Source organism: Neorhizobium fuzhouense (genome assembly GCF_042611105.1).
Taxonomy (GTDB): domain Bacteria; phylum Pseudomonadota; class Alphaproteobacteria; order Rhizobiales; family Rhizobiaceae; genus Neorhizobium; species Neorhizobium galegae_A.
In genome coordinates, this window is sequence record NZ_JBHFFP010000003.1 from 175422 (window position 1) to 197055 (window position 21634).

A 21634-nucleotide genomic window follows, 5' to 3' on the forward strand; every position below is an offset into this window, starting at 1 on the left:
TCCCGCCACTCCTGGAGCGGCATGACCACCCAACAGATCCTCGCCTTTCTCGTCATCGCCGCCATGATGGGGGCCTTCATCTGGGATCGCTTTCGCTATGACGTCGTCGCCTGCTGCTCGCTGGTGGCGGCGGTGCTTCTGGGCGTCGTGCCCGCCCATGATGCCTTTTCCGGCTTTTCCGACGATATCGTCATCATTGTCGGCAGTGCGCTGGTCGTCAGTGCCGGCGTCGCCCGCTCGGGCGTCGTGGAAATGGCAATCAAGAAGTTCTTCCCCAACCTGACATCCGTGCGCGCGCAGATCGCGCTTCTGATGATCGTCGTGGCATTGCTGTCGGCCTTCATCAAGAACATCGGCGCGCTGGCGATCATGATCCCGGTCGCCTTCCAGTTTTCGCGCCGCGCCGGCGTTTCTCCCTCGCGGTATCTGATGCCCATGGCCTTTTCCGCGCTTCTCGGCGGCCTGATGACGCAGATCGGCACGTCACCCAATATCGTGGTCTCGCGGCTTCGCGGCGAAATGACCGGCGCGCCCTTTACGATGTTCGACTTCACGCCCGTTGGCGGCCTGCTGGCGCTCGTCGGCATCACCTTCCTGCTGTTCTTCTACTGGCTGGTGCCGGAGCGCACCAAGCAGACAGCCTCGATCGAGGATGCGGTGGAAATTTCCAATTACGCGTCGGAGGCGGTGGTCACGGAACAGTCGACGGTTCTGGGCAAGCCGCTCGGCGACCTGTTGAAGCTTGGCGACAACGAGGTGGTGGCAATCGCCGTCTTGCGCGGCGCAGCCCGCATGTCGCCCTTGCCGGACCTCATCCTGCGGGAGAACGATTCCGTTCTACTGGAGGGGCGCTCGTCGGCTCTGGAACGGGCCACGTCCAGCGCCCGGCTCAAACTGTCCGGCAAGGTGCTGCGCGAAAGCGGCCAGCCGCTGCAGGATCTCGTCTCCATCGAATGCGTGATTTCGCGCCAGTCGGCGCTTGCCGGCGTCTCGGCGGCCAATCTGGCGCTCTCCTATACGCGCGGCGTCAATCTGCTGGCCGTCAGCCGGCGCGGCGAGCGTCTGCGGGAGCGCCTGCGCGACCTCGTGCTGCGCGAAGGGGACGTGATCGTGCTGCAGGGCGGGCGCAAAACGCTGCCGACCGTGCTGCAGGATCTTTCGCTGCTGCCGCTGGCGCAGCAGGAGATCATGCTGGGCACGCAAAGGCGGGCGCTGATCCCGATCGCCATCCTGGCGCTTGCCATGATCACCACGGCGTTGGGCTATGCGCCGGTGGCCGTTGCCTTCTTTGCCGCAGCGCTTGGCATGGCGGTGTTCCGCGCCGTGCCGCTCACCGACATCTACAAATCGGTCGACGGCCCGATCCTCGTGATGCTCGGCGCGCTGATCCCGGTGTCGGATTCCCTTCGCACCTCCGGCGGAAGCGAACTGATTGCGCACTGGCTCGGCACCGCCGCCCACAGCCTGCCGCCCTGGGGCGCGCTGACGCTGATTCTCGTCACGGCCATGGCTGTGACGCCCTTCCTCAACAATGCCGCGACCGTGCTGGTGATGGGACCGATTGCCGTGAGCTTTGCCACCACGCTCAACTTCCGCCCGGAAGCGTTTCTGATGGCAGTTGCGATCGGGGCCGGCTCGGATTTCCTCACCCCCGTCGGGCACCAGTGCAACACGCTGGTGATGGGACCGGGGGGCTACCGGTTTTCCGATTACCCGCGCCTTGGCCTGCCGCTGTCGCTTTTGATCGTGCTGGTCTCGGTGCCGGCGCTGATGTGGGTATGGCCGGTGACCTGACGGATTGCCGCATAAATCTTGACGCTTCCCGCAGAATATGCGCTAAGGCCTGCCAATCCCGAAATCCAGATTGCGCCCCTCGTGGCGCTTTTCCAGTTCGAGCAGGCACCCATGACCACTTCCGGCGTCCGCGTCCGTATCGCACCTTCCCCGACCGGCGAGCCGCATGTCGGCACAGTCTATATCGCGCTTTTCAACTATCTTTTCGCCAAGAAGATGGGCGGCGAGTTCATTCTGCGCATCGAGGACACCGATGCCTCGCGCTCGACGCCGGAATATGAGCAGAAAGTGCTGGACGCGCTGCGCTGGGCAGGCCTTGACTGGAAGGAAGGCCCCGATGTCGGCGGCCCCTACGGTCCCTATCGCCAGTCCGACCGCAAGGACATGTACTGGCCCTACGCGCAGGAACTTCTCGACAAGGGCCATGCCTTCCGCTGTTTCTGCACGCCGGAGCGCCTGGACAAGATGCGCGAAGAGCAGCGTGCCGCCGGCAAGGCACCCGGCTATGACGGCCTTTGCCTGCGCTATTCCGCCGAAGAAGTCACCGCCAAGATGGACGCCGGCGAAACCTCCGTCGTGCGCATGAAGATCCCGACGGAAGGGGCTTGCGAGTTCAACGACGGCGTCTATGGCGACGTGTCGATCCCGTGGAATTCCGTCGACATGCAGGTGCTGATCAAGGCCGACGGCATGCCGACCTATCACATGGCTAACGTCATCGACGACCATCTGATGAAGATCACCCATGTGGCGCGCGGCGAAGAGTGGCTGGCGTCCGTGCCGAAGCACATCCTGCTGTACCGCTATTTCGGCTGGCAGGAGCCGAAGTTCATGCACCTGTCGCTGATGCGCAATGCCGACAAGTCAAAACTGTCGAAGCGCAAGAACCCGACCTCGATCTCCTATTACTCGGCGCTGGGCTACCTGCCGGAAGCGCTGATGAACTTCCTTGGCCTGTTCTTCGTGCAGATCGCCGAAGGCGAAGAACTGCTGACCATGGAGGAACTGGCGGACAAATTCGATCCGGAAGCGCTCTCCAAGGCCGGCGCCATCTTCGACATCCAGAAGCTCGACTGGCTGAACGGTCGTTGGCTGCGCGAAAAGCTGTCGCCGGAGGAATTCATTGCCCGCAGCTTCGAATGGGCCTCTGAAAACCAGCGGCTGACGGAAGGCCTGAAGCTTGCCCAGAGCCGCATTTCCAAGCTCGGCGAATTGCCGAACCTGGCCGGCTTCCTGCTCGCCAGCGACGTCGGCCTGACGCCCGCCTCGTTTGCGGGCCTCAAGACCTCGCCCGCCGAGACGCTGGAGATCATCAACACCGTTCAGGCCGATTTCGAAAAAATGCCGGAATGGACGGTGGAAAGCATCGACCAGGAACTGCGCGCCGTGGCCGACAAGCTCGGCAAGAAGCTGCGCGTCGTCACCCCGCCGCTGTTTGTTGCCATGTCCGGTTCGCAGCGCTCGCTGCCACTGTTTGACTCAATGGCGCTGCTCGGCCGCTCCGTGGTGCGCCAGCGGCTCAAAATTGCCGCAACCGTGGTGGCATCCCTGGTGGGTGCAGAGAAGTAAGGGCGAAGAGGCGGGTCTCCATCCGAGACCACGTTGGCGTCTTCCTCCGTCATCCTCGGGCTTGACCCGAGGATCCAGGACCAGATGCGAAAACGTCAGATCCTGGAAGACCCCTCAAGCCGATGAATGGATCCTCGGGTCAAGCCCGAGGATGACGAAATACAGGGCCGCTCGGAGCACCATCACCAGGCAGCCGCGCCGGCAAACAGACAACACGGCCCCAAAAGGCGATAACCGATGACCGAACAGAAGACCGAAACCGCCCTCTCCTCCGACGCCACGCAAGTGCGCCGCCAGAAACTGGCGCTGCTGCGCGAAAAGATCGGCGACGTCTATCCGGCGCATTTCCACCGGACGCTGACCAATGCGGAGCTTTCGGAAAAATACGAAAGCCTCGAAGCGGACGTGGAAACGCAGGACGTCGTGACCGTTGCGGGCCGCGTCTATTCCTCGCGCAATTCCGGCATGTTCATGGACATTCGCGATGCCTCGGGCAAGGTGCAGATCTTCTCCCACAAGGACACGACGCCGGAAGCCGCCCGCGAGATGCTGGCGATGATCGACATCGGCGACATCATCGGCGTGACAGGCATCGTGCGCCGCACCAAGCGCGGCGAGCTGACGATCAACGCGCATGAAATCACCATGCTGACGAAGTCGCTGCTGCCGATGCCGGAAAAGTGGCATGGCGTCTCCGACATCGAACTGCGCTACCGCAAGCGCCACCTCGATATCCTCAGCAATGACGAGAGCAAACTGCGCTTCCAGCAGCGCTCGAAGATCGTTTCCGGCTTCCGGCACTTCCTGGAAGGCGAAGGTTTCCTCGAAGTGGAAACCCCGATGCTGCAGACGGTCTATGGCGGTGCGACCGCCGATCCGTTCAAGACCTTCCACAACACGCTGAAGATGGACATGTACCTGCGCATCGCGCCGGAACTGTTCTTGAAGCGCACACTGGTGTCGGGTCTCTCCGACAAGGTGTTCGAGATCAACCGCAACTTCCGCAACGAAGGCGTTTCCACCCGGCACAATCCTGAGTTCACCATGATGGAGTGCTACTGGGCCTATGCCGACTACGAGGACATGATGGGCCTGGTCGAACGCCTGTTCGAAACACTGGCGCTGTCGATCCACGGCACGACGGATGTCGCCTTTGCCGACAAGACGCTCTCCTTCAAGGGCCCGTTCAAGCGCGTGCCCATGCCGGATGCCGTCAAGGAAGCAACGGGCATCGACTTCCTCTCGATCAAGACGGATGAAGAAGCCCGCGCCGCCGCCAAGGCCGCCGGCTTTGCGGTCGAAAAGGACTGGACCTGGGGCGAGTGCCTCGCCTTCATCTTCGAGGAAAAGGTCGAGGGCACGCTGATCCAGCCGTCTCACGTCACGCATTTCCCGAAGGACATTTCTCCCTTCGCAAAGGAAGTACCGGGCGAGCCGCGTCTGGTCGAACGCTTCGAGACCTATTGCAATGCCTGGGAAGTCGGCAACGCCTTTTCCGAACTCAACGATCCAGAAGAACAGCGCCGCCGCATGGAAGAGCAGCTGGAACAGGCGCATGCCCGTGGCGAGAAGGACAAGCAGCTCGACGACGAGTTCCTTGATGCCATCGACCAGGGCATGCCGCCGGCCGGTGGCCTTGGCATCGGCGTCGACCGCCTGATCATGCTGCTCACCAATTCGCCCTCAATCCGCGACATCATTCTCTTCCCGGCCCGCCGCAACAAGGCGGACTGATCAGAACCGCACGCACTGATGATCACGGCTCGCCATTGGCGGGCCGTTTTGCTGTCCAGCATTTGGACAAGAAATAACAGAGACGGGATCATTGGGCGACGGTGGGCGCTTTCGGTGCGGGCGCGGCATCGTTGGTCACCGATGCCGGTTCAGCCGCGTGCGATCCGTCCGCGTGTGGCGCGGCCACCTTCATCGGGTCGATGCCATCCTGCGCCGGCGCGGACGCAACGGATGGTGCCGCAGCCTCTTCCCCCTGTAGCGGTGTTCCTGCCGGCGCATGAGCGGCCGGCTCGACAACCGGCTTTGGTGCGTCACTGCCAAAGATCATGGCCTTGGCGCGCGCAAAGAGGCCAGGTGCTTCTGCGGCGGCGGTCTGCTCGGGCGCGGAAGGCGCGGCTTTTGCCGCATCGGCTGCGTGCGCCGCCCCTGGTTCCGCAGGCCCGCTGCCTGCACCATGGGACTGCGTATCGGCGGCGGCGGTCTGCGGTGCGGGACTGCCAAACACCATGCTTTTCAGCGAACTGATCAGGCCGCCGCCTTCGGGCTTTTCAGCCGGTGCACCGCCTTCCCCGCCATGACCGCCTCCGGCTGCGGGTTTGTCGCCGTCTCCGGCAACCGGCGTGCCACCATGGCCTTCGGCAGGCTTTTCTGCACCACCGCCATGGCCGGCATCACCACCACCATGGGCATCGGCGGCGGCGTCGTGGCCGCCTCCCTTGGCTTTCTTCTTGCCCTTCGGCGCACCGTGACCATCGTCCTTGTGCTGCGTTTCGATGACAGGTGACACGCAATCGGCCTTGTCGGTCAGGCTGGCTGCAATCTTTTCGATATCACCCAGCGTCGGCTCGATGCGCGTTCCGAAATACTCGCCCTTGGCCGAGGCCGGGCCTTCGAAATAGAAGGCCGAGTAGACGGGTTCTGGAACATCCGCGTCCTTGGATGGCGTCGGAATATAAACCACCTGTGCCCCGATGGCACGACCGCGCATGCCCGCCCTCAGCGTCGGCCCCGATTTGTCCAGCACGCTGATCTGGACGAGATCCGCCTTTTCCGCCGCCTGCACGGACTTTGCCACGCGAAGCGCGGTCTTCAATCGCGCCGGTCCGTCGCCCCGGTCGGTGAAGACATATTTGCGCACCCAGTAGTGACCATCGCGTTTGATCTTCACCAGTTGCAGCGTGGTGCATTGCAGCCCGTTCACTTCCAGGTAGGAGGGGCCGAGAAGTCTGTCGGAACCGATGTAGAGCGCCAAGGCTCCGCTGCCGCCGCCGAGAAGAACGACGCCGCCGAGAACCAGGCAAAGGGTGCGTGACAGTCGTATCTTCACGCCTTTCACGCCTGGACCTCCGGCATGCTCAAATCCCCTCAACGCAAAACACAGGCCCTGAAGGCCGAGTGGACATCCTCTCTCATTACTCTTGAAGAAGCTTTAAGCCCCCATGCCAATCTCAACGGCCGCGATGCTTCATTCCGCGACAGGGCGCGGCGTTAAGGCGAAAGTCACGAAGTTGCGAATGATTTGCAATAGCATTGACATCGGTAAAAGCGAGGCTAAGTTAGATTGCAAATGAGTTGCATTAGAGGATGACATCCGTGCTACTGCGCATGCTCGCTGCCGGTTTTATAACCGTTTTTAGCCTTGCCCCGGCTGTTTCAAGCGCGGCGGAAAAGCCGAAGGTGGTCACCACCTTCACGATTATCGCCGACATGGCCAAGAACGTGGCGGGCGACACCGCCGACGTCGAAAGCATTACCAAACCCGGCGCCGAGATTCACAATTACCAGCCCACCCCCCGCGACATCCTGCGTGCGCGCAATGCAACCCTTGTGCTGCGCAACGGGCTGAACCTCGAACAGTGGTTTGAAAAATTCCTGGTCAACATGGGCGATGTGCCAAGCGTCACGGTATCGGAGGGCGTGGTGCCGATGGCGATTGCCGGCGGCGCCTATCAAGGCAAGCCCAACCCGCATGCCTGGATGTCTCCGGATAACGCCCTGATCTATGTGGAAAACATCCGCAAGGCGCTCGCTAAAGTCGATCCCGCCCATGCCGATCTCTATGCCGCCAATGCAAAGGCCTATTCCGACAAGATCCGCGCGGCCGTCCAGCCGATCCGCGACACGCTGAACAGTCTGCCTGAAAACAAGCGTTTTCTCGTGACGAGCGAAGGCGCCTTTTCCTACCTCGCCCGGGATTTCGGCCTGAAGGAACTGTATCTCTGGCCGGTCAATGCCGACAGCCAGGGAACGCCGCAGCAGGTGAAAGCGGTGATCGATGCCATGCGGGCCGACAGGATCGGCGTGATCTTTTCCGAAAGCACCGTCTCGCCCGATCCGGCAAAGCAGGTGGCGCGGGAAACAGGGGCGACCTATGGCGGGGTGCTCTATGTCGATAGTCTCAGCGATCCGGATGGCCCCGTTCCGACCTACCTGGATCTTCTGAAAGTCACCACCGGCACGATTGCGAAAGGTCTTGCGCAATGATGATGGGAAAGGTGAAGCCGCCGGCCTTCGGCATAAAGGTCGATAACGTCACCGTCTCCTACCGCAATGGGCATACGGCGCTGCGCCAGGCCAGTTTCACGGTTCCCAAAGGCACCATCACGGCCCTTGTCGGCGTCAACGGCGCCGGCAAATCCACCCTCTTCAAGGCCATCATGGGCTTTGTGCCGCTCTCTGCCGGCACTGTCGACATCCTGGGCATGAGTGCGGCCCAGGCGCTGCGCAAAAACCTTGTCGCCTACGTGCCGCAAGCCGAAGAGGTGGACTGGAATTTTCCGGTTCTCGTCGAGGACGTGGTGATGATGGGCCGCTACGGCCACATGAATTTCCTGCGCATCCCCTCGCGCCGCGACCACGAGATGGTGAGTGAGGCGCTGGAACGGGTCAACATGACGGAGTTTCGCAAGCGCCAGATCGGCGAACTCTCCGGCGGCCAGCGCAAGCGGGTGTTTCTCGCCCGCGCCCTTGCCCAGGAAGGCCAGGTCATCCTGCTCGACGAACCGTTCACCGGCGTCGATGTCGGCACCGAGGAACAGATCATCGCGCTATTGAAATCCCTGCGCGACGAAGGCCGCGTCATGCTGGTCTCTACCCACAATCTCGGCAGCGTGCCGGATTTCTGCGACCGCACCGTCTTCGTCAAGGGCACCGTGATCGCCTATGGCAAGACGCAGGACACGTTCAACGAGGAGAACCTCGAAAAGGCCTTCGGCGGCGTGCTGCGCCACTTCGTCCTCGGCGGCCGCGACCTGCATGACGACGAGGACGCCCGCCATGTCCGCGTCATCACCGACGATGAACGCCCCTATGTGACCTATGGCAATGGCACCCGCAGGACGGCGACCCGGGCACCGCAGGAGGCTACGGATGCTCCAGACGCTTCTTGAGCCCTTCACCTATGGCTATATGCTGAATGCCATCTGGGTGAGCGCGCTGGTAGGTGGCGTCTGCGGCTTTCTCTCGGCTTATCTAATGCTGAAAGGCTGGTCGCTGATCGGGGATGCGCTGTCCCATGCCATCGTGCCGGGCGTTGCCGGCGCCTATATGCTGGGCCTGCCCTTCGCGCTCGGGGCCTTCCTCTCCGGCGGACTTGCAGCGATTGCCATGCTGTTTCTCAACCAGCGCACCAAGCTGAAAGAAGATGCCATTATCGGGCTGATCTTCACCGCCTTCTTCGGGCTTGGCCTGTTCATGGTGTCGCTGTCGCCGACATCGGTCAACATCCAGACCATCGTGCTGGGCAATATCCTCGCCATCACGCCGGAAGATACGGTTCAGTTGGTGCTGATCGGCGGCATCAGCCTCGTCATCCTGCTGTTGAAATGGAAGGACCTGATGGTGGCCTTCTTCGATGAAAATCATGCGCGCACCATCGGCCTTCGCCCCGATTTCCTGAAAGCACTGTTCTTCACGCTGCTGGCCGCCTCCACGGTTGCCGCCCTGCAAACGGTCGGCGCTTTCCTGGTCGTTGCCATGGTGGTAACGCCGGGTGCCACCGCCTATCTGATCACCGACCGGTTCCAGCGCCTGATCGTGATGGCGGCCGGCATCGGTGCTGCCACCAGCTTTGTCGGCGCCTATGCGAGCTATTTCCTCAACGGCGCCACCGGCGGCATCATCGTGGTGCTGCAGACGCTGATCTTTCTGGCCGCCTTCGTCTTTGCGCCCAAGCACGGCCTGATCGCGGCGCGCCGCCGCCGCGCCCATGCCCTGGAGGAGCCGGCATGAGCGAGACCCTGCAACTGGCCATCCTGCCGTTCCAGCTGCCCTTCATGCAGAATGCCTTTATCGTCACCATGATGATTGCCGTGCCGATGGCCATGCTGTCCTGTCTGCTGGTGCTGAAGGGCTGGTCGCTGATGGGCGATGCGGTTTCCCACGCGGTGCTGCCGGGCGTGGTGGTCGCCTATATGCTGTCGCTGCCGCTGTCGCTCGGGGCTTTCGCCGCCGGCCTCGTCTGTGCGCTGTCGACCGGCTACCTCAAGGACAACAGCCGCATCAAGGAGGATACGGTGCTCGGCATCGTGTTTTCAGGCATGTTCGGGCTGGGCCTCGTGATGTTCGTTGCCGTCAAGAGCGACGTGCATCTCGACCATATCCTGTTCGGCGACATGCTGGGCATCGCACCCGCCGACCTACTGGAGACCGGTCTCATTGCCCTTGGCTGCACGATTTTTCTCGGCGTGTTGCGCAAGGACCTTCTGGTGCATGCTTTCGATCCGCAGCATGCGCAGGCCATCGGCCTGCCGGTAAAACTGCTGCATTACGGCCTGCTGACGGTACTGTCCCTGACGGTGGTCGGGGCGCTGACGGCCGTCGGCATCATTCTGTCGGTTGCCATTCTGGTGGCACCCGGTGCGATCGCCTTCCTGCTGACGCGGCGCTTCCACACGATGATGCTGGTGGCTGTTGCCATCGCCCTGACTGCGTCCTTCCTCGGCATTTATCTGAGCTTCTTCATCGACAGCGCCCCGGCACCGACCATCGTGCTGCTGATGAGCGCTGTCTTTATCGCCGCCTTTATCCGCACCTCGATCCGCGCCCGACGGAGTGTGGCGACCTCCTGACCCCAATGCAAAACGGCCCGCCATCAAGGCGAGCCGCTTGTCATCGGTCAAAGCGATACTGCGATCAGGCCGCAGCCAGTTCCTTCTTCACCATGGCGCGAAGGCTGATCAGATCCTTGTTGAAGGAGCGGATGCCTTCCGACAGCTTTTCAGTTGCCATCGCATCCTCGTTCAGCATCCAGCGGAACTTCTTCTCGTCGATCGGGAAGAAGGCGTCCTCGGTGATGTTGTCGGGGGACAGCTTGCGCTCCAGCGTGCCTTCGGCCTTGTCCAGTTCATCGAGCAGTGCCGGGCTGATCGTCAGGCGGTCGCAACCGGCCAGCGCTTCGATTTCGCCGGCATTGCGGAAGGAGGCACCCATGACGATGGTCTCGATGCCGTTCGCCTTGTAGTAATTGTAGATCTGGCGCACCGAGATGACGCCTGGATCGGTTTCGGAGGTGTAATCCTCGCCGGTCGACTTCTTGTACCAGTCGAGGATACGCCCGACGAAGGGCGAGATGAGGAAGGCCTTGGCATCCGCGCAGGCAATCGCCTGGGCCTTGGAGAAGAGCAGCGTCAGGTTGCAGTCAATGCCTTCCGTCTGCAGCACTTCGGCAGCCTTGATACCTTCCCAGGTGGAGGCGAGCTTGATCAGGATGCGATCGCGCTCGATGCCGCGCTCCTTGTAGGCGGCAATGATGCCATGTGCCTTCTTGATCGACGCTTCGGTATCGAAGGAGAGATCCGCATCGACTTCGGTCGAGACGCGGCCCGGCACCAGCTTGGAGAGCGCGGCACCCACGGAAATGGCCAGGCGATCGGCAACGGCCGAAATCACCGCTTCCTCATTGCCGCCCTGCTTCTTGCCCCAAGAGACGGCTTCCTTGACATCGTCGGCAAACATCGACGTGCCAAGCGCCTTGAGCACGATGGTCGGGTTGGTGGTGCAATCCACCGGCTTCAGACGCGCCACAGCCTCGATATCGCCGGTATCAGCGACAACCGTGGTCATGGAACGGAGTTGTTCGAGCTTGGACGCCATCCGGAATATCCTTGACTTGTTGCATTGGAATTGAGGGAAAAACTGCACCCCTCTCTATCCTTAGTATCTGCGGTCCACAGCGCAAAAGTCAAGACATTTGCCCAGTCGATTTGACATTTGTTTCATCACAATCGATAGTCCTGTCTCCTCAGGACGCAAAAGGATCCGCATACCCGTGGCGAAACTCAGACGCGACACGCATATCGCCTATTCGGAAGCCGCGTCGCTTCGGTTGCGCGCCGCCTGGCTCTATTACAACCAGGGACTGACCCAGAAGGACGTGGCGGAAAAGCTCGGCGTCAGCCGCTCCACCGTCATCCGCCTGCTGGACGAGGCGCTCAAACGTTCGGAAGTGCAGATCTGGATCAGCGAAGGCATCGATGATTGCGTCGATCTCGCCGTGAAGCTGGAAAAGGCCTATGGGCTGGATGAGGCCGTGGTGGTGCCCTCCCCCGACAGCGACGATGCGGGCGCCATTGCCAAGGCTGTCGGCTTGGCGCTCGGGCAGTTCCTTACCGAAGTGATGACCGACAACATGACCATCGGCGTCGGCTGGGGCCGCACCATGACGGCATCGCTTTCCGGCTTTCGCCCGCCAAGGCGCGAAAACTGCAAGGTCGTCTCCCTGCTCGGCGGCATCGTTGCCGTCCACCAGACAAACCCGATCGATTACACCTGGCGGCTGGCAAGCCAGCTTGGCGCAGAATGTTACATGTTTCTGGCGCCGCTTCTCGTCGATTCCGTTGCCACCAAGCGGGCGCTGATCGAGGAATGCGGGTTGAAGACGCTCTACGATCTGGCGGAAAACCTCGATCTCGCCATCGTCTCCTGCGGCGATATCGGCCCGCACTCCACGTCCCTGTCGGAGGGCTTCATCAGTCACGACACCCTGCAGGAACTGGTGGATGCCGGCTGCGTCTGCGACACCATGTTCAACTTCCTCGATGCCGAGGGCCACACCATCGAACACCCGATCCACGAGCGGGTGATGTCGGTCGATCTCGACACGCTGAAGAAGGCCCGTCACATCGTGCTCTCCTCGGGCGGTGCCCACCGTGCAAAAGCCATCCGCGCCACCATCCGCCGCATCGGCTGCAACACGCTGATTACCGACGAGGCGGCGGCACGGGAGCTATTGGGGTTGGCTGGGGAGTGAACGACAACGGCGTTCAGATATCGTCTGGCCAATCCCGTGCCGCGTGCTGCACGAACAGCACTTCGACCTGATCCTCCCGCACACGGTAGGCGACGATATAGGGCAGGTTCGGCAGGACCAGTTCGCGCGTCCCCTCGATCTCTCCGCGGCGACCGATGAACGGATTGGCCGACAGGAGCCGAACGGTTCTGCGGTGGATATCCTTGACGACCCGGGCTGCAGCCGACGGATTATGCTGGGCGATGTAGTCGCCGATGGCGGTGAGTTCCCCAATGGATCGGCGAGTCCAGAGGACCTGCATGCGATCAGACCTGATCGTATCTGGCCAAGAGCGCGTCGATGTCAGCCGGCGAGGCAAATTCGCCCTTGTCCGCATCCGCAATTCCGGCCTGAACACCCGCAATCCATTTTTCCTGCCACGCAAGGGAGCGGCCGTGGGAAAGTGCATCCTCGACAATCCGGCTGCGCGTCAGGCTCGTCCGTTCGGCCAGCTGGTCGATGCGGCGCGAGATGTCATCGGGAAGGTCGATCGAGGTTTTCATGCGGTCAGTCTCTCACACCCGGCTGTGCGGCACAAAGAAAATTTGCCCCTCACGCCTTGCCCGCTTCCCAGCCGAGAATGGCGCGCTTGCGGGTGAGCCCCCAGTGATAGCCGGTGAGCGCTCCGCTTTTGCCGAGCGCCCGGTGGCAGGGCACGACGAAGGAGATGGGATTGCGGCCGATGGCAGCGCCCACCGCACGGCTCGCCGTCGGCTGGCCGATGTCGCGGGCGACGTCGGAATAGGTGACGGCCTTGCCGAAGGGAATTTTCAAAAGGCTCTGCCAAACGCGCACCTGAAAGTCCGAGCCGATCAGGACGACCCGCAAGGGTTCTTCCGCGCACCAGCGGGAAGGATCAAAGGCACGGGCGATGTAGGGCGCGGTTGCGGCCTTGTCCTCGACATAAACGGCATTCGGCCAGCGTTTGGCCATGTCCTCGAAGCAGGCAGCCTTGCCCCCTTCGTTATCGGCAAAGGCTAGACCCGCAAGTCCGCGCTCGGTTGCCATCACCAGCGCCAAACCGAAGGGCGACGGGTGGAAGCCGTAGGAAATCGTCAGACCTCCGCCCTTGGCCTTCCATTCGCCGGGGCTCATCGCCTCGTGGGTGACAAAAAGATCATGCAGACGGCCCGGACCGGACAGGCCCACTTCATAGGAGGCTTCCAGAAGCGGCAATTGCTCGTGCCCCAAAAGCCGCTTGGCGTGATCGAGTGTCACCGCCTGCAGAAAAGTTTTCGGCGACAGGCCCGCCCAACGGGTGAAAACCTTCTGAAGCTGGGTCGGCGAGCGGTCGAGGTCAGCGGCGATCCTCTCGAGCGACGGCTGGTCGCGGTAATCGAGCGTGATACGTTCGATGACCTGCTTGACCACGGCATAATCCTCACCCTCTGGTGTGATGTCGGTGGCGGGTACGGGCGAAAAGGCGTTCATCGGAAAAGTCCTCATGTCGAGGATGAATTCACCACGGGCGGGCGGAAGACGCCACCCGATTCTTGCGTCACTCTGCCCTCAGATCCGCTGCTTGACCGTGGCAAGCGCCCCGCGGAACGCTTTGGCAAAACTTTCCCGATCATCCGGGTTGAGAAAGGAGCCCACATCGGTCAGGCGCCCCTCGCCGGTCACGTGCATGGAGGTGATGCCGTATTCCTGATGCCGGCGCACACGAAAGCGGGCCCAGAACGGGTTGAAGCGATGTTCCACCATGCGCCCTGCCGGCGAGAATTTTCGGATGGAGACATTGGTGCGCGACACCGTGACTTCCTCGCGGGCGCGGCCGGCGCGGTAGTTCAGCCAGAAGGCGCCGTAGAGGAGGAAGAAATCCAGCCCGAAGAACAGACCGATCGGCCAGGCGCCGGTTGCCATGAAGAACAGGCCATGCAGCAGGCAGACGGCACCGCTCACGGCAAGCAAGATGCGAAAGCCCTTGCGCCCGAGCGAGCGATAGGGTGTCAGCTCGGCTGCAAAAACCGGGTTATCCTCCAGCCTGTCCACGTTGCCTTCCATCCCGTGCCTTGTCATAGAAGCTAGATGGCAATCTCGAAGTCACAATCCCATATGCAAACTTCACAAAAGTCAAATGGCGCGGCGAGAAGCCGCAGGCATGCCCGCACCGCCTACAGCAAGGCGGAGATCGAGGAGATCTTCCGCCGTTTCAGCATCCAACGGCCGGAGCCAAAAGGCGAACTGGAGCATGTGAACCCGTTCACGCTGGTGGTGGCGGTGGCGCTGTCGGCGCAGGCCACCGATATCGGCGTCAACCGCGCCACAAGAAAGCTCTTCGAGATCGCCGATACGCCGGAAAAAATGCTGGCGCTCGGCGAAGAGGGCGTGATCCAGCATATCAAGACGATCGGGCTCTACCGCAACAAGGCCAAGAACGTCATCGCGCTGTCGCGCCTGTTGATCGAGGAATTCGGCAGCGAGGTTCCGAGAACCCGGGAAGAGCTGATGCGGCTGCCGGGCGTCGGGCGCAAGACGGCCAATGTGGTGATGTCGATGGCCTTCGGCATTCCGACGCTTGCCGTCGATACCCATGTGTTTCGCCTTGCCAACCGACTGAAGCTGGCGCCGGGCAGCACGCCGGATGCGGTGGAGGAAAACCTGCTCCGGATCATTCCGAAGCAATACCTGTTTCACGCCCATCACTGGCTGATCCTGCACGGGCGCTACACCTGCAAGGCCCGCAAGCCGGAATGCGAGGCGTGCGTGATTGCCGATCTCTGTCGCTATCCGGCCAAGACCTGCGACGTGCCGGTGCCGCTTGCCGAACTACCCGCGCAGATGCTGGGCGCGGATGCCCTCCGCAACAGCGAATGACGGATCACGCGCGCTCAAGGCCTTGTGCAGATGCACCATCATGCCGGCGGCAAACAGCGGCGTCAGCAGGTTGACGATCGGGATCGCCAGAAAGCCTGCGATCAGGAGGCCTGCCAGGAACACCGTGCCCTGATGCTTGCGGCGAAACGCCTTGGCCTCAACCGGCGGGCGAAAGCGCATGGCGGCAAATTCGAAGAATTCGCGGCCCAGCAGGTAACCGTTCACCAGAAAGAAGGCGACGAGATTGATGCCCGGCAGGAAGAGCAGAAACAGCGCGATGATGTTGCCGAGGATGACCACCCCGAGAAACTGCACCGATTCGACCATGGCCCGCCCGAGCGGCAGTTCCGTGCCGGGCGGATCGTTCGGATAGTCGCGCTTTTCCACCACTTCCGCCACATCATCGAGAAACAGGCCGGCAATCAGCGCGGTCACCGGTGCGATCAACAGCGCAAGGCCAAGCGCCAGCCCGATGCCGGCGAGGATCGCAAAGATGAAGGTGAGCCAGCCCGCCCAGTCCGGCACGCTCGGCAGAAGATCGGCAAAGTAGGGCCAGACATAGCCGATGAAGATGCCACGCAGCGCAAACCAAAGGCCGATCAGCACCAGGATCGTCAGCCCCAGAACTTTCCAGAAGGCCGAGCGCGTTTCCGGCGCAAAAAGGTTCAAGAGGGACAGTCGCGCGGATTGAAAGATCATGCGTGGCGGGCTCCGTTGAGGACCTGAATGTAGGTGCACGCTGGGCCGCGAACAATAAGCAGCCGGTCAGCTGATGGCTTCGAGTTCGGCGCGGTGGCGATGCATGGCAAGGAACCGGCGGTAATCACGGTCGTAATCGGCGCGCACCGCGGCATTGGGCTCACGGATTTCGCCGCCGCGGTCCATGGCAAGTCCGGCATCGGCAAGCGAAGGGTAAAGCCCTGCTGCAACCGCCGCGGCCATCGCAGAGCCTGCGAGAACTGCATCCGGGGCAGCCGGCACGCGCACGGGATGCCCGGTGATATCGGCATAAAGTTCGATCAGCAGCGGGTTCTGCACATGCCCTCCGGCCACATGCAGCATGTCGAAGCCGTGACCGAACGTCTCCATGGTTTCCAGGATATGGCGGATGCCGAGCACCAGCGCCACGCAGGTACGCCAGTAGATGCGGCAAAGTCCGTCGAAGGAGGCATCGAGCGTCAACCCGCTCACGACGCCGGTCGCGCGCGGATCGGCAAGCGGAGACCGGTTGCCATGAAAATCCGGCAGGATGTCGATCCCCTCGCCGAGACGATGGCCCTCGGTGGCCCGCAGGACGGCAATGCGGTCGATGATGCGTTGGTGAAGGCCTGGCGTCGGTTCGCCGCCCGCCGCATGCATGCGCACCATATGATCGAGAAGCGCGCCGGTGGCCGACTGGCTTCCCTCGACCAGCCAGTGACCGGCAAGCAGTGCCTCGTAATAGGGTCCCCAGAGACTATGCCCCGGCAGCGGCTGGCGCGACAGCGCAACCAGACAGCTCGACGTTCCCCCAATCAGCGCCAGATTGCGCTCCATGTCGGGATGCCCCGCAACAGCGCCCAGAGCCCCAAGTGCACCGGCATAGGCATCGATCTGGCCGGCGGCCACGACGCACTCGACATCCAGCCCGAGGCCATCGGCAGCTTCTGGCCGGAGACGGCCGACGGCATCGCCGACGGCAAGCGTGTCCTTCGGCAGAGAGGCTCTCTCGATCAGATCTTCAAGGCCCGCAGCTTTGAGGAAATCGGCATGCCAGCCCGGTTCTTCATGCGAGAGGTAGTTCCACTTGGCCGTGAGCGTGGAGCGCGAGCGCGCATTGGAGCCGGTTGCGCGCCAAGTGAGAAAATCGGCAAGATCAAAGACATAGCCGGCCCGCTGCCAGCTGTCGGGCAGATGCGTCTTCAACCACATCAACTTGGGGATCTGCATTTCCGGCGAGAGCGAGCCGCCAGAAAACCGGAGCACCGGATGGGCCGTGGCGCTCAACCGTTCCGCCTCCAGCACGGCACGGTGATCGAGCCAGACAATCGTATCGAAGCGATCTTCACCCTGGTGGGAGACGGCAAGCGGGGCGCCCTCACGGTCGCGCAGCACAAGCGAACAGGTGGCGTCGAAACCAAGCGCTGCAATATCGCTGGCGGCAAGGCCCGCTTCACCGATCGCCTGGCGCACCGCATGGCACACAGCCCGCCAGATGTCTTCCGAATCATGCTCGGCAAAGGCATCGCCATCGCGGCGCATCACGATCGGATGCCGTGCCTTGGCAAGAAGCCTGCCGTCCCGGGTAAAAACGCCGGCCCGCGCGCTGGTCGTCCCCACATCGACCGCCACCAGGTGCGCACGCATCAGGTCATATTCCCCATCATCCCTGAAAGCCATCTTCTCAAGACATGGCGCTTATGGTGCGCCCGTCGCTGCTATCGGCTGCAACCGTCGATATGGTGATCGACAAGGTGGATCAAATCGGACATGGCGTCAAACTCGGCATCGGGTGCCAGAGCCGTGATGTCTGCCCGGTACTCCTCCCGGTCTGCATGCGAGCCGCCGGTAAAGGCGAACACCGCCATTCCCGCCCGTTTTGCCGCCAGAATCCCGGCGGGACTATCTTCAATCACGATGCAATCCCGCGGCGCCACTCCCATCTGCTCTGCCGCGTAGAGGAAAAGATCCGGCGCCGGCTTGCCGTTCTTCACCATGGTGGCGCTGAATATATGCGGCTCGAAGAAATCGACAAGACCGGTGAGGCCGAGCGACAGTCGGATACGTTCCGGCTGGCTGGACGAGGCCACGCAGAACCGCCAATTAAGCGCCTGGAGCGCTGCGGCAATGCCCGCAATGGGTTGCAGTTCCTGTTCGAAGCGGGCGTAAAGATCCGCCCGCATCCGGTCGAGAAATGCTTCGTTGGCTTCGACACCGAAGGTCTCGTCGAGGACGGACACCATGGTTGCAAGGCTTCTGCCGAGAAAGTGGCGATAGGCCTCCGCCTCGGTCATGACGACGCCATGCGCCTTTACCGCATCCACCAGAACGCGGATGGACAGCGGCTCGCTGTCCACCAGCACGCCATCGCAGTCGAAGATTATCAGCGGCGCCGAGTTCGTCATGACATCACTCTAGCCGACGAGTCGGCCCTCGAGATAGAGCTGAAGTGTGGCGGCCGTGCCTTTGGACCACAATGTCTGAAGCGCATGGGCAAACCGGTCACGGAAATGCTGCGAGCCGGAGACGGCGCCGAAGATTTCATCGAAAGCCAGAAAGGCCATTGGATCGGTTTTGGCCGCAAGTGCTGCCGCCTGCAGCTTTTCGGCGCTTGCATCGTTGAAGACGATCGTCTTGCCGCTGTCGGATGTGCCGGCAAAGTAACGGCACCAGAGAGCCGACACCAGCGACAGGCCGATGATATCTTCGCCGCGCTGCAAGCGGTCGGCGGTGGAGGGCAGGATGAATTTCGGCTGACGATTGGAGCCATCCTGTGCAAGCCGCGGAATGGTGTCGCCGATCTTCGGGTTGAGGAAACGCCGCTCGATCAGATCGTAATAGGCCTCAAGGCTGGTATCGGGCACCGGCGGCACGATGGGGATGATTTCTTCCTTTTCCAGCTTTTCCAGAAATGCCCGGATGAGCGGATGTTCCATTGCCTCATGCACGAAATGGATATCGAGAAGCGCTGCCGGATAGGCGATTGCCGCATGGCCACCGTTGAGGATACGGATCTTCATCAGCTCGTAGGGTGCCACATCCTCGACGAACTGCACGCCGACCTTTTCAAGGGCGGGGCGACCGGCGGGGAAATGATCTTCCATCACCCACTGCTTGAACTCCTCGCAGAAGACCGGCCAGCCGTCTTCGATCTCGAACGTGTTGCGCAGGAAGTCGATCTCGCGGGCGCCGGTGGCCGGTGTGATGCGGTCCACCATGGAATTGGGAAAGGCGACATTGTCGTGGATCCAGGCGGCAAAATCCGGATCGGAGAGTTTTGCAAGGCCGCAGACGGTGTTTTCCGTCACATGGCCGTTGCCGGGAATGTTGTCGCAGGACATCACGGTGAAGGGCGCGATCCCTTTTTCGCGGCGCGCCTTCAGCCCGGCGATGATGAGGCCGAAGACCGTCTTCGGGGCAGCGGGATTTTCAGCATCGGCGCGGATGGCCGGATGCGCCGGGTTGAAATCGCCATTGGCGTCGATGAAGTAGCCGCCTTCGGTAATGGTCATCGAGACGATGCGGATCTTCGGATCGGTGAGAGCTGCAATGATGGCGGCCTGATCGCCGACCGGCAGGATATCGATCATCGGCCCGGTCACGCGGGCGGCGGTGCGGTTGTTGTCCTGCTCGACCACCGTCGTCAGGAAATCCTGCGCCTGAAGTTTTTCGCGCATCGCCTGGTCGGAGGGCAGGACACCGGCACCGACGATGGCCCAGTCATGATCGAACCCCTCGTTGAAAAGGTCATCCAGATAGACCGCCTGATGGGCGCGATGGAAATTGCCGACGCCGAAATGCAGGATGCCGGCGGAAAGAGCCGCACGATCATAGGCCGGGATAGCCGCCGTGGCCGCTGCATCGGAGAGGGTGGAGAGGGAGATTTTGACAGTCATGGTGCGGTCCTCGAAGGGTCCCAGGGAGTAAGATTGCAGCGTGATCGCCCGCGTGCGGGCCATCAGCTCATCCAGTTGCCGCCATCGACATTGTAGGTCTGGGCAACGATATAATCGGCGTCGGCAGAGGCGAGGAACACGGCCATGCCGGTCAGGTCCTCGGCGCGGCCCATGCGCCCGAAGGGCACAGCCGCACCCACCTGTCGCTTCTTCTCGCCAAGCGGCAGGTTCTCATGGCGGGCAAACAGCGCGTCGACGCCGTCCCAGTGCTCGCCATCGACCACGCCCGGCGCAATCGCATTGACGTTGATGCCGTGGCGGATGAGATCGAGGCCGGCCGACTGCGTGAGCGAAATCATGGCGGCCTTGGTGGCGCAGTAGACGGCGACCAGCGCCTCGCCGCGCCGCCCGGCCTGGCTTGCCATGTTGATGATCTTGCCGCCTTTGCCCTTGGCGATCATCGATTTCGCCACGGCCTGCAGCATGAAAAGCGAGCCTGCAACATTGATCGAAAACAGCCGGTCATAGCTTTCGCGGGTGATTTCGACGATGGGCGCCAGATCAAAAAGAGCGGCATTGTTGATGAGGATATCGACGCCGCCGGTCTTTTCCTCGACAGCGCGCACGGCCGCCTCGATGGAGGCCTGCTGCGTCACGTCAAGTTCCACGGCATAGGCCTGAGGGCCGATTTCGGCAGCTGTTGCCGCGGCACGCTCAAGGTTGATATCGGCGATTGCGACGGTTGCCCCCTCGCGGACATAGGCTTCCGCAAAGGCGCGGCCGATTCCGCGGGCAGAACCGGTGATGATGGCGGACTTGCCGCTCAGTCTGCCGCTCATAGCGCAAGCCCCTTCTCATCGAAGCGATAGAGCCGGTTTTCATCCGGCGTGAGGTAGACGCGGTCGCCGTGGCGGCAGGCAAAATCACCATTGGCGCGGGCGGTGACCGTGCCGATGCCATCGACCTCGATATGCATGAACGTGTCCGAGCCGAGATGCTCGGCAATGGTGACCGTGCCCGTCCAGCTGCCGCTGTCATGGGAGAGAGCCATGTGTTCGGGACGGATGCCGACGGTCTTTGCGCCCTTCGCCTGAGCATACGCCCCTTCGATCAGGTTCATCTTCGGCGAACCGATGAAGCCTGCCACGAAGAGATTGGCCGGTTTGCGGTAAAGATCGAGCGGCGATCCGACCTGTTCCACCCGTCCCTTGTTGAGGACGACGATCTTGTCGGCCATGGTCATGGCTTCCACCTGGTCGTGGGTGACGTAGATCATCGTGGTCTGCAATTGCTGGTGCAACTCGCTGATTTCCAGACGCATGTTGACGCGCAGCGCCGCATCGAGGTTCGACAGCGGCTCGTCGAACAGAAACGCCTTCGGCTGGCGCACGATGGCGCGGCCGATGGCCACGCGCTGGCGCTGGCCTCCCGACAGCTGGCGCGGCTTGCGCTCCAGATAATCGGTAAGGTTCAGCACCTTCGCCGCATCGGCCACCTTGCGGTCGATCTCGGCCTTGTCCATGCCCGCCATCTTCAGCGGAAAGGCGATGTTGGAGCGCACGCTCATATGCGGATAAAGCGCATAGGACTGGAACACCATGGCAAGGCCGCGTCGTGCCGGTGGCGCATCCGTTGCCGGCTTGCCGTCGATGACGATCTCGCCGCCGGAGACATCCTCGAGACCCGCGATCAGGCGCAGCAGCGTGGACTTGCCGCAACCGGACGGGCCGACGAAGACGACGAATTCGCCATCCTCGATATCGAGGTCGATCGACGGGATGACCTTTGCTTCACCGAAGACCTTGGAGACATTGCGGAGGGTAATACTGCCCATCGT

Annotated in this window: 21 protein-coding genes; 9 read left to right on the plus strand and 12 right to left on the minus strand. The window is 62.1% G+C overall.

Annotated elements, in window-relative coordinates; translation table 11 throughout:
- Positions 1 to 21: 21 nt before the first annotated feature.
- The 3 genes from ACEXP3_RS07730 (at position 22) to lysS (ending at position 5097) form a co-directional block, all read left to right on the plus strand.
- Positions 22 to 1794: an SLC13 family permease gene (locus ACEXP3_RS07730; RefSeq protein WP_377296723.1), complete on the plus strand. Its 1773-nt coding sequence runs from the start codon at positions 22 to 24 to the stop codon at positions 1792 to 1794.
- Between the two features lie 111 nt (positions 1795 to 1905).
- The gene (gene gltX, locus ACEXP3_RS07735; protein ID WP_377296903.1) at positions 1906 to 3363 is read left to right on the plus strand and encodes a glutamate--tRNA ligase; all 1458 of its coding nucleotides are present in this window, start codon (positions 1906 to 1908) and stop codon (positions 3361 to 3363) included.
- A 237-nt stretch (positions 3364 to 3600) separates the two neighbouring features.
- Positions 3601 to 5097: a lysine--tRNA ligase gene (gene lysS, locus ACEXP3_RS07740; protein ID WP_377296724.1), complete on the plus strand. Its 1497-nt coding sequence runs from the start codon at positions 3601 to 3603 to the stop codon at positions 5095 to 5097.
- Positions 5098 to 5185: 88 nt separating this feature from the next.
- Here the strand turns inward: lysS and ACEXP3_RS07745 are convergent, their stop codons facing one another.
- The gene (locus ACEXP3_RS07745; RefSeq protein ID WP_377296725.1) at positions 5186 to 6433 is read right to left on the minus strand and encodes a hypothetical protein; all 1248 of its coding nucleotides are present in this window, start codon (positions 6431 to 6433) and stop codon (positions 5186 to 5188) included.
- A gap of 269 nt (positions 6434 to 6702) precedes the next feature.
- Between ACEXP3_RS07745 and ACEXP3_RS07750 the strand changes: the two genes are divergently transcribed.
- Genes ACEXP3_RS07750 through ACEXP3_RS07765 form a run of 4 tightly spaced genes read left to right on the plus strand, consistent with a single transcriptional unit; the run spans position 6703 to position 10166 of the window.
- Positions 6703 to 7581, plus strand: a complete 879-nt coding sequence (locus ACEXP3_RS07750; RefSeq protein ID WP_377296904.1) for a metal ABC transporter substrate-binding protein — start codon at positions 6703 to 6705, stop codon at positions 7579 to 7581.
- Positions 7578 to 8486 carry a manganese/iron ABC transporter ATP-binding protein gene (locus ACEXP3_RS07755; protein WP_377296726.1) on the plus strand — a complete coding sequence of 303 codons (909 nt, stop codon included), beginning with the start codon at positions 7578 to 7580 and terminating at the stop codon, positions 8484 to 8486. Before ACEXP3_RS07750 ends, ACEXP3_RS07755 begins: the two co-directional genes overlap by 4 nt.
- Entirely contained in the window at positions 8467 to 9327 is an 861-nt protein-coding gene (locus ACEXP3_RS07760; RefSeq protein ID WP_377296727.1) for a metal ABC transporter permease, read from the plus strand. Before ACEXP3_RS07755 ends, ACEXP3_RS07760 begins: the two co-directional genes overlap by 20 nt.
- A complete protein-coding gene (locus ACEXP3_RS07765) occupies positions 9324 to 10166 on the plus strand; it encodes a metal ABC transporter permease (protein ID WP_377296728.1) in 843 nt (280 codons plus the stop codon). Before ACEXP3_RS07760 ends, ACEXP3_RS07765 begins: the two co-directional genes overlap by 4 nt.
- Positions 10167 to 10230: 64 nt before the next feature.
- On the opposite strand, the gene tal is transcribed toward ACEXP3_RS07765, so the two are convergent.
- Positions 10231 to 11190 carry a transaldolase gene (gene tal / locus ACEXP3_RS07770; protein ID WP_210105484.1) on the minus strand — a complete coding sequence of 320 codons (960 nt, stop codon included), beginning with the start codon at positions 11188 to 11190 and terminating at the stop codon, positions 10231 to 10233.
- A gap of 175 nt (positions 11191 to 11365) precedes the next feature.
- On the opposite strand from tal, the gene ACEXP3_RS07775 reads away from it, so the two are divergent.
- Positions 11366 to 12346 (plus strand): sugar-binding transcriptional regulator, encoded by a 981-nt coding sequence (locus ACEXP3_RS07775; protein WP_377296729.1) that lies wholly within the window; start codon positions 11366 to 11368, stop codon positions 12344 to 12346.
- Positions 12347 to 12359: 13 nt separating this feature from the next.
- On the opposite strand, the gene ACEXP3_RS07780 is transcribed toward ACEXP3_RS07775, so the two are convergent.
- The 4 genes from ACEXP3_RS07780 to ACEXP3_RS07795 all read right to left on the minus strand — a co-directional run bounded on the left by ACEXP3_RS07780 (position 12360) and on the right by ACEXP3_RS07795 (position 14389).
- Positions 12360 to 12647, minus strand: a complete 288-nt coding sequence (locus ACEXP3_RS07780; protein WP_377296730.1) for a type II toxin-antitoxin system RelE/ParE family toxin — start codon at positions 12645 to 12647, stop codon at positions 12360 to 12362.
- A gap of 4 nt (positions 12648 to 12651) precedes the next feature.
- Complete coding sequence (locus ACEXP3_RS07785) at positions 12652 to 12888, minus strand: CopG family ribbon-helix-helix protein (protein ID WP_377296731.1); 237 nt, start codon at positions 12886 to 12888, stop codon at positions 12652 to 12654.
- A gap of 49 nt (positions 12889 to 12937) precedes the next feature.
- Positions 12938 to 13816, minus strand: coding sequence for a methylated-DNA--[protein]-cysteine S-methyltransferase (locus tag ACEXP3_RS07790; RefSeq protein ID WP_377296732.1), 879 nt, complete (start codon positions 13814 to 13816; stop codon positions 12938 to 12940).
- 78 nt (positions 13817 to 13894) lie between these two features.
- Complete coding sequence (locus tag ACEXP3_RS07795) at positions 13895 to 14389, minus strand: DUF2244 domain-containing protein (protein WP_377296733.1); 495 nt, start codon at positions 14387 to 14389, stop codon at positions 13895 to 13897.
- Between the two features lie 24 nt (positions 14390 to 14413).
- Between ACEXP3_RS07795 and nth the strand changes: the two genes are divergently transcribed.
- Positions 14414 to 15202 carry an endonuclease III gene (gene nth / locus ACEXP3_RS07800; RefSeq protein ID WP_377296734.1) on the plus strand — a complete coding sequence of 263 codons (789 nt, stop codon included), beginning with the start codon at positions 14414 to 14416 and terminating at the stop codon, positions 15200 to 15202.
- Here the strand turns inward: nth and ACEXP3_RS07805 are convergent.
- The 6 genes from ACEXP3_RS07805 to ACEXP3_RS07830 form a co-directional block, all read right to left on the minus strand.
- A complete protein-coding gene (locus ACEXP3_RS07805; RefSeq protein ID WP_377296735.1) occupies positions 15155 to 15901 on the minus strand; it encodes a sulfate transporter family protein in 747 nt (248 codons plus the stop codon). The two genes, nth and ACEXP3_RS07805, sit on opposite strands and share 48 nt — an antisense overlap.
- A 66-nt stretch (positions 15902 to 15967) precedes the next feature.
- Positions 15968 to 17548: an FGGY-family carbohydrate kinase gene (locus ACEXP3_RS07810; protein WP_377296736.1), complete on the minus strand. Its 1581-nt coding sequence runs from the start codon at positions 17546 to 17548 to the stop codon at positions 15968 to 15970.
- A 71-nt stretch (positions 17549 to 17619) separates the two neighbouring features.
- Complete coding sequence (locus tag ACEXP3_RS07815; protein WP_377296737.1) at positions 17620 to 18306, minus strand: HAD family hydrolase; 687 nt, start codon at positions 18304 to 18306, stop codon at positions 17620 to 17622.
- 9 nt (positions 18307 to 18315) lie between these two features.
- Positions 18316 to 19797, minus strand: a complete 1482-nt coding sequence (locus ACEXP3_RS07820) for a mannitol dehydrogenase family protein (RefSeq protein ID WP_377296738.1) — start codon at positions 19795 to 19797, stop codon at positions 18316 to 18318.
- 62 nt (positions 19798 to 19859) lie between these two features.
- Entirely contained in the window at positions 19860 to 20636 is a 777-nt protein-coding gene (locus tag ACEXP3_RS07825; RefSeq protein WP_377296739.1) for an L-iditol 2-dehydrogenase, read from the minus strand.
- Positions 20633 to 21631 carry an ABC transporter ATP-binding protein gene (locus ACEXP3_RS07830; RefSeq protein WP_377296740.1) on the minus strand — a complete coding sequence of 333 codons (999 nt, stop codon included), beginning with the start codon at positions 21629 to 21631 and terminating at the stop codon, positions 20633 to 20635. The genes ACEXP3_RS07825 and ACEXP3_RS07830 overlap by 4 nt, the downstream gene beginning before the upstream one ends.
- Positions 21632 to 21634 lie beyond the last annotated feature (3 nt).

Coding starts and splice junctions, on each gene's coding strand:
- ACEXP3_RS07805 (WP_377296735.1), bottom strand. CDS start 15,901: ATGATCTTTCAATCCGCGCGACTGTCCCTCTTGAACCTTTTTGCGCCG.
- ACEXP3_RS07785 (WP_377296731.1), bottom strand. CDS start 12,888: ATGAAAACCTCGATCGACCTTCCCGATGACATCTCGCGCCGCATCGAC.
- tal (WP_210105484.1), bottom strand. CDS start 11,190: ATGGCGTCCAAGCTCGAACAACTCCGTTCCATGACCACGGTTGTCGCT.
- ACEXP3_RS07790 (WP_377296732.1), bottom strand. CDS start 13,816: ATGAACGCCTTTTCGCCCGTACCCGCCACCGACATCACACCAGAGGGT.
- ACEXP3_RS07755 (WP_377296726.1), top strand. CDS start 7,578: ATGATGATGGGAAAGGTGAAGCCGCCGGCCTTCGGCATAAAGGTCGAT.
- ACEXP3_RS07765 (WP_377296728.1), top strand. CDS start 9,324: ATGAGCGAGACCCTGCAACTGGCCATCCTGCCGTTCCAGCTGCCCTTC.
- ACEXP3_RS07730 (WP_377296723.1), top strand. CDS start 22: ATGACCACCCAACAGATCCTCGCCTTTCTCGTCATCGCCGCCATGATG.
- ACEXP3_RS07815 (WP_377296737.1), bottom strand. CDS start 18,306: ATGACGAACTCGGCGCCGCTGATAATCTTCGACTGCGATGGCGTGCTG.
- ACEXP3_RS07810 (WP_377296736.1), bottom strand. CDS start 17,548: ATGCGTGCGCACCTGGTGGCGGTCGATGTGGGGACGACCAGCGCGCGG.
- ACEXP3_RS07830 (WP_377296740.1), bottom strand. CDS start 21,631: ATGGGCAGTATTACCCTCCGCAATGTCTCCAAGGTCTTCGGTGAAGCA.
- ACEXP3_RS07750 (WP_377296904.1), top strand. CDS start 6,703: ATGCTCGCTGCCGGTTTTATAACCGTTTTTAGCCTTGCCCCGGCTGTT.
- ACEXP3_RS07820 (WP_377296738.1), bottom strand. CDS start 19,797: ATGACTGTCAAAATCTCCCTCTCCACCCTCTCCGATGCAGCGGCCACG.
- ACEXP3_RS07780 (WP_377296730.1), bottom strand. CDS start 12,647: ATGCAGGTCCTCTGGACTCGCCGATCCATTGGGGAACTCACCGCCATC.
- ACEXP3_RS07795 (WP_377296733.1), bottom strand. CDS start 14,389: ATGGAAGGCAACGTGGACAGGCTGGAGGATAACCCGGTTTTTGCAGCC.
- lysS (WP_377296724.1), top strand. CDS start 3,601: ATGACCGAACAGAAGACCGAAACCGCCCTCTCCTCCGACGCCACGCAA.
- gltX (WP_377296903.1), top strand. CDS start 1,906: ATGACCACTTCCGGCGTCCGCGTCCGTATCGCACCTTCCCCGACCGGC.
- nth (WP_377296734.1), top strand. CDS start 14,414: ATGGCAATCTCGAAGTCACAATCCCATATGCAAACTTCACAAAAGTCA.
- ACEXP3_RS07825 (WP_377296739.1), bottom strand. CDS start 20,636: ATGAGCGGCAGACTGAGCGGCAAGTCCGCCATCATCACCGGTTCTGCC.
- ACEXP3_RS07760 (WP_377296727.1), top strand. CDS start 8,467: ATGCTCCAGACGCTTCTTGAGCCCTTCACCTATGGCTATATGCTGAAT.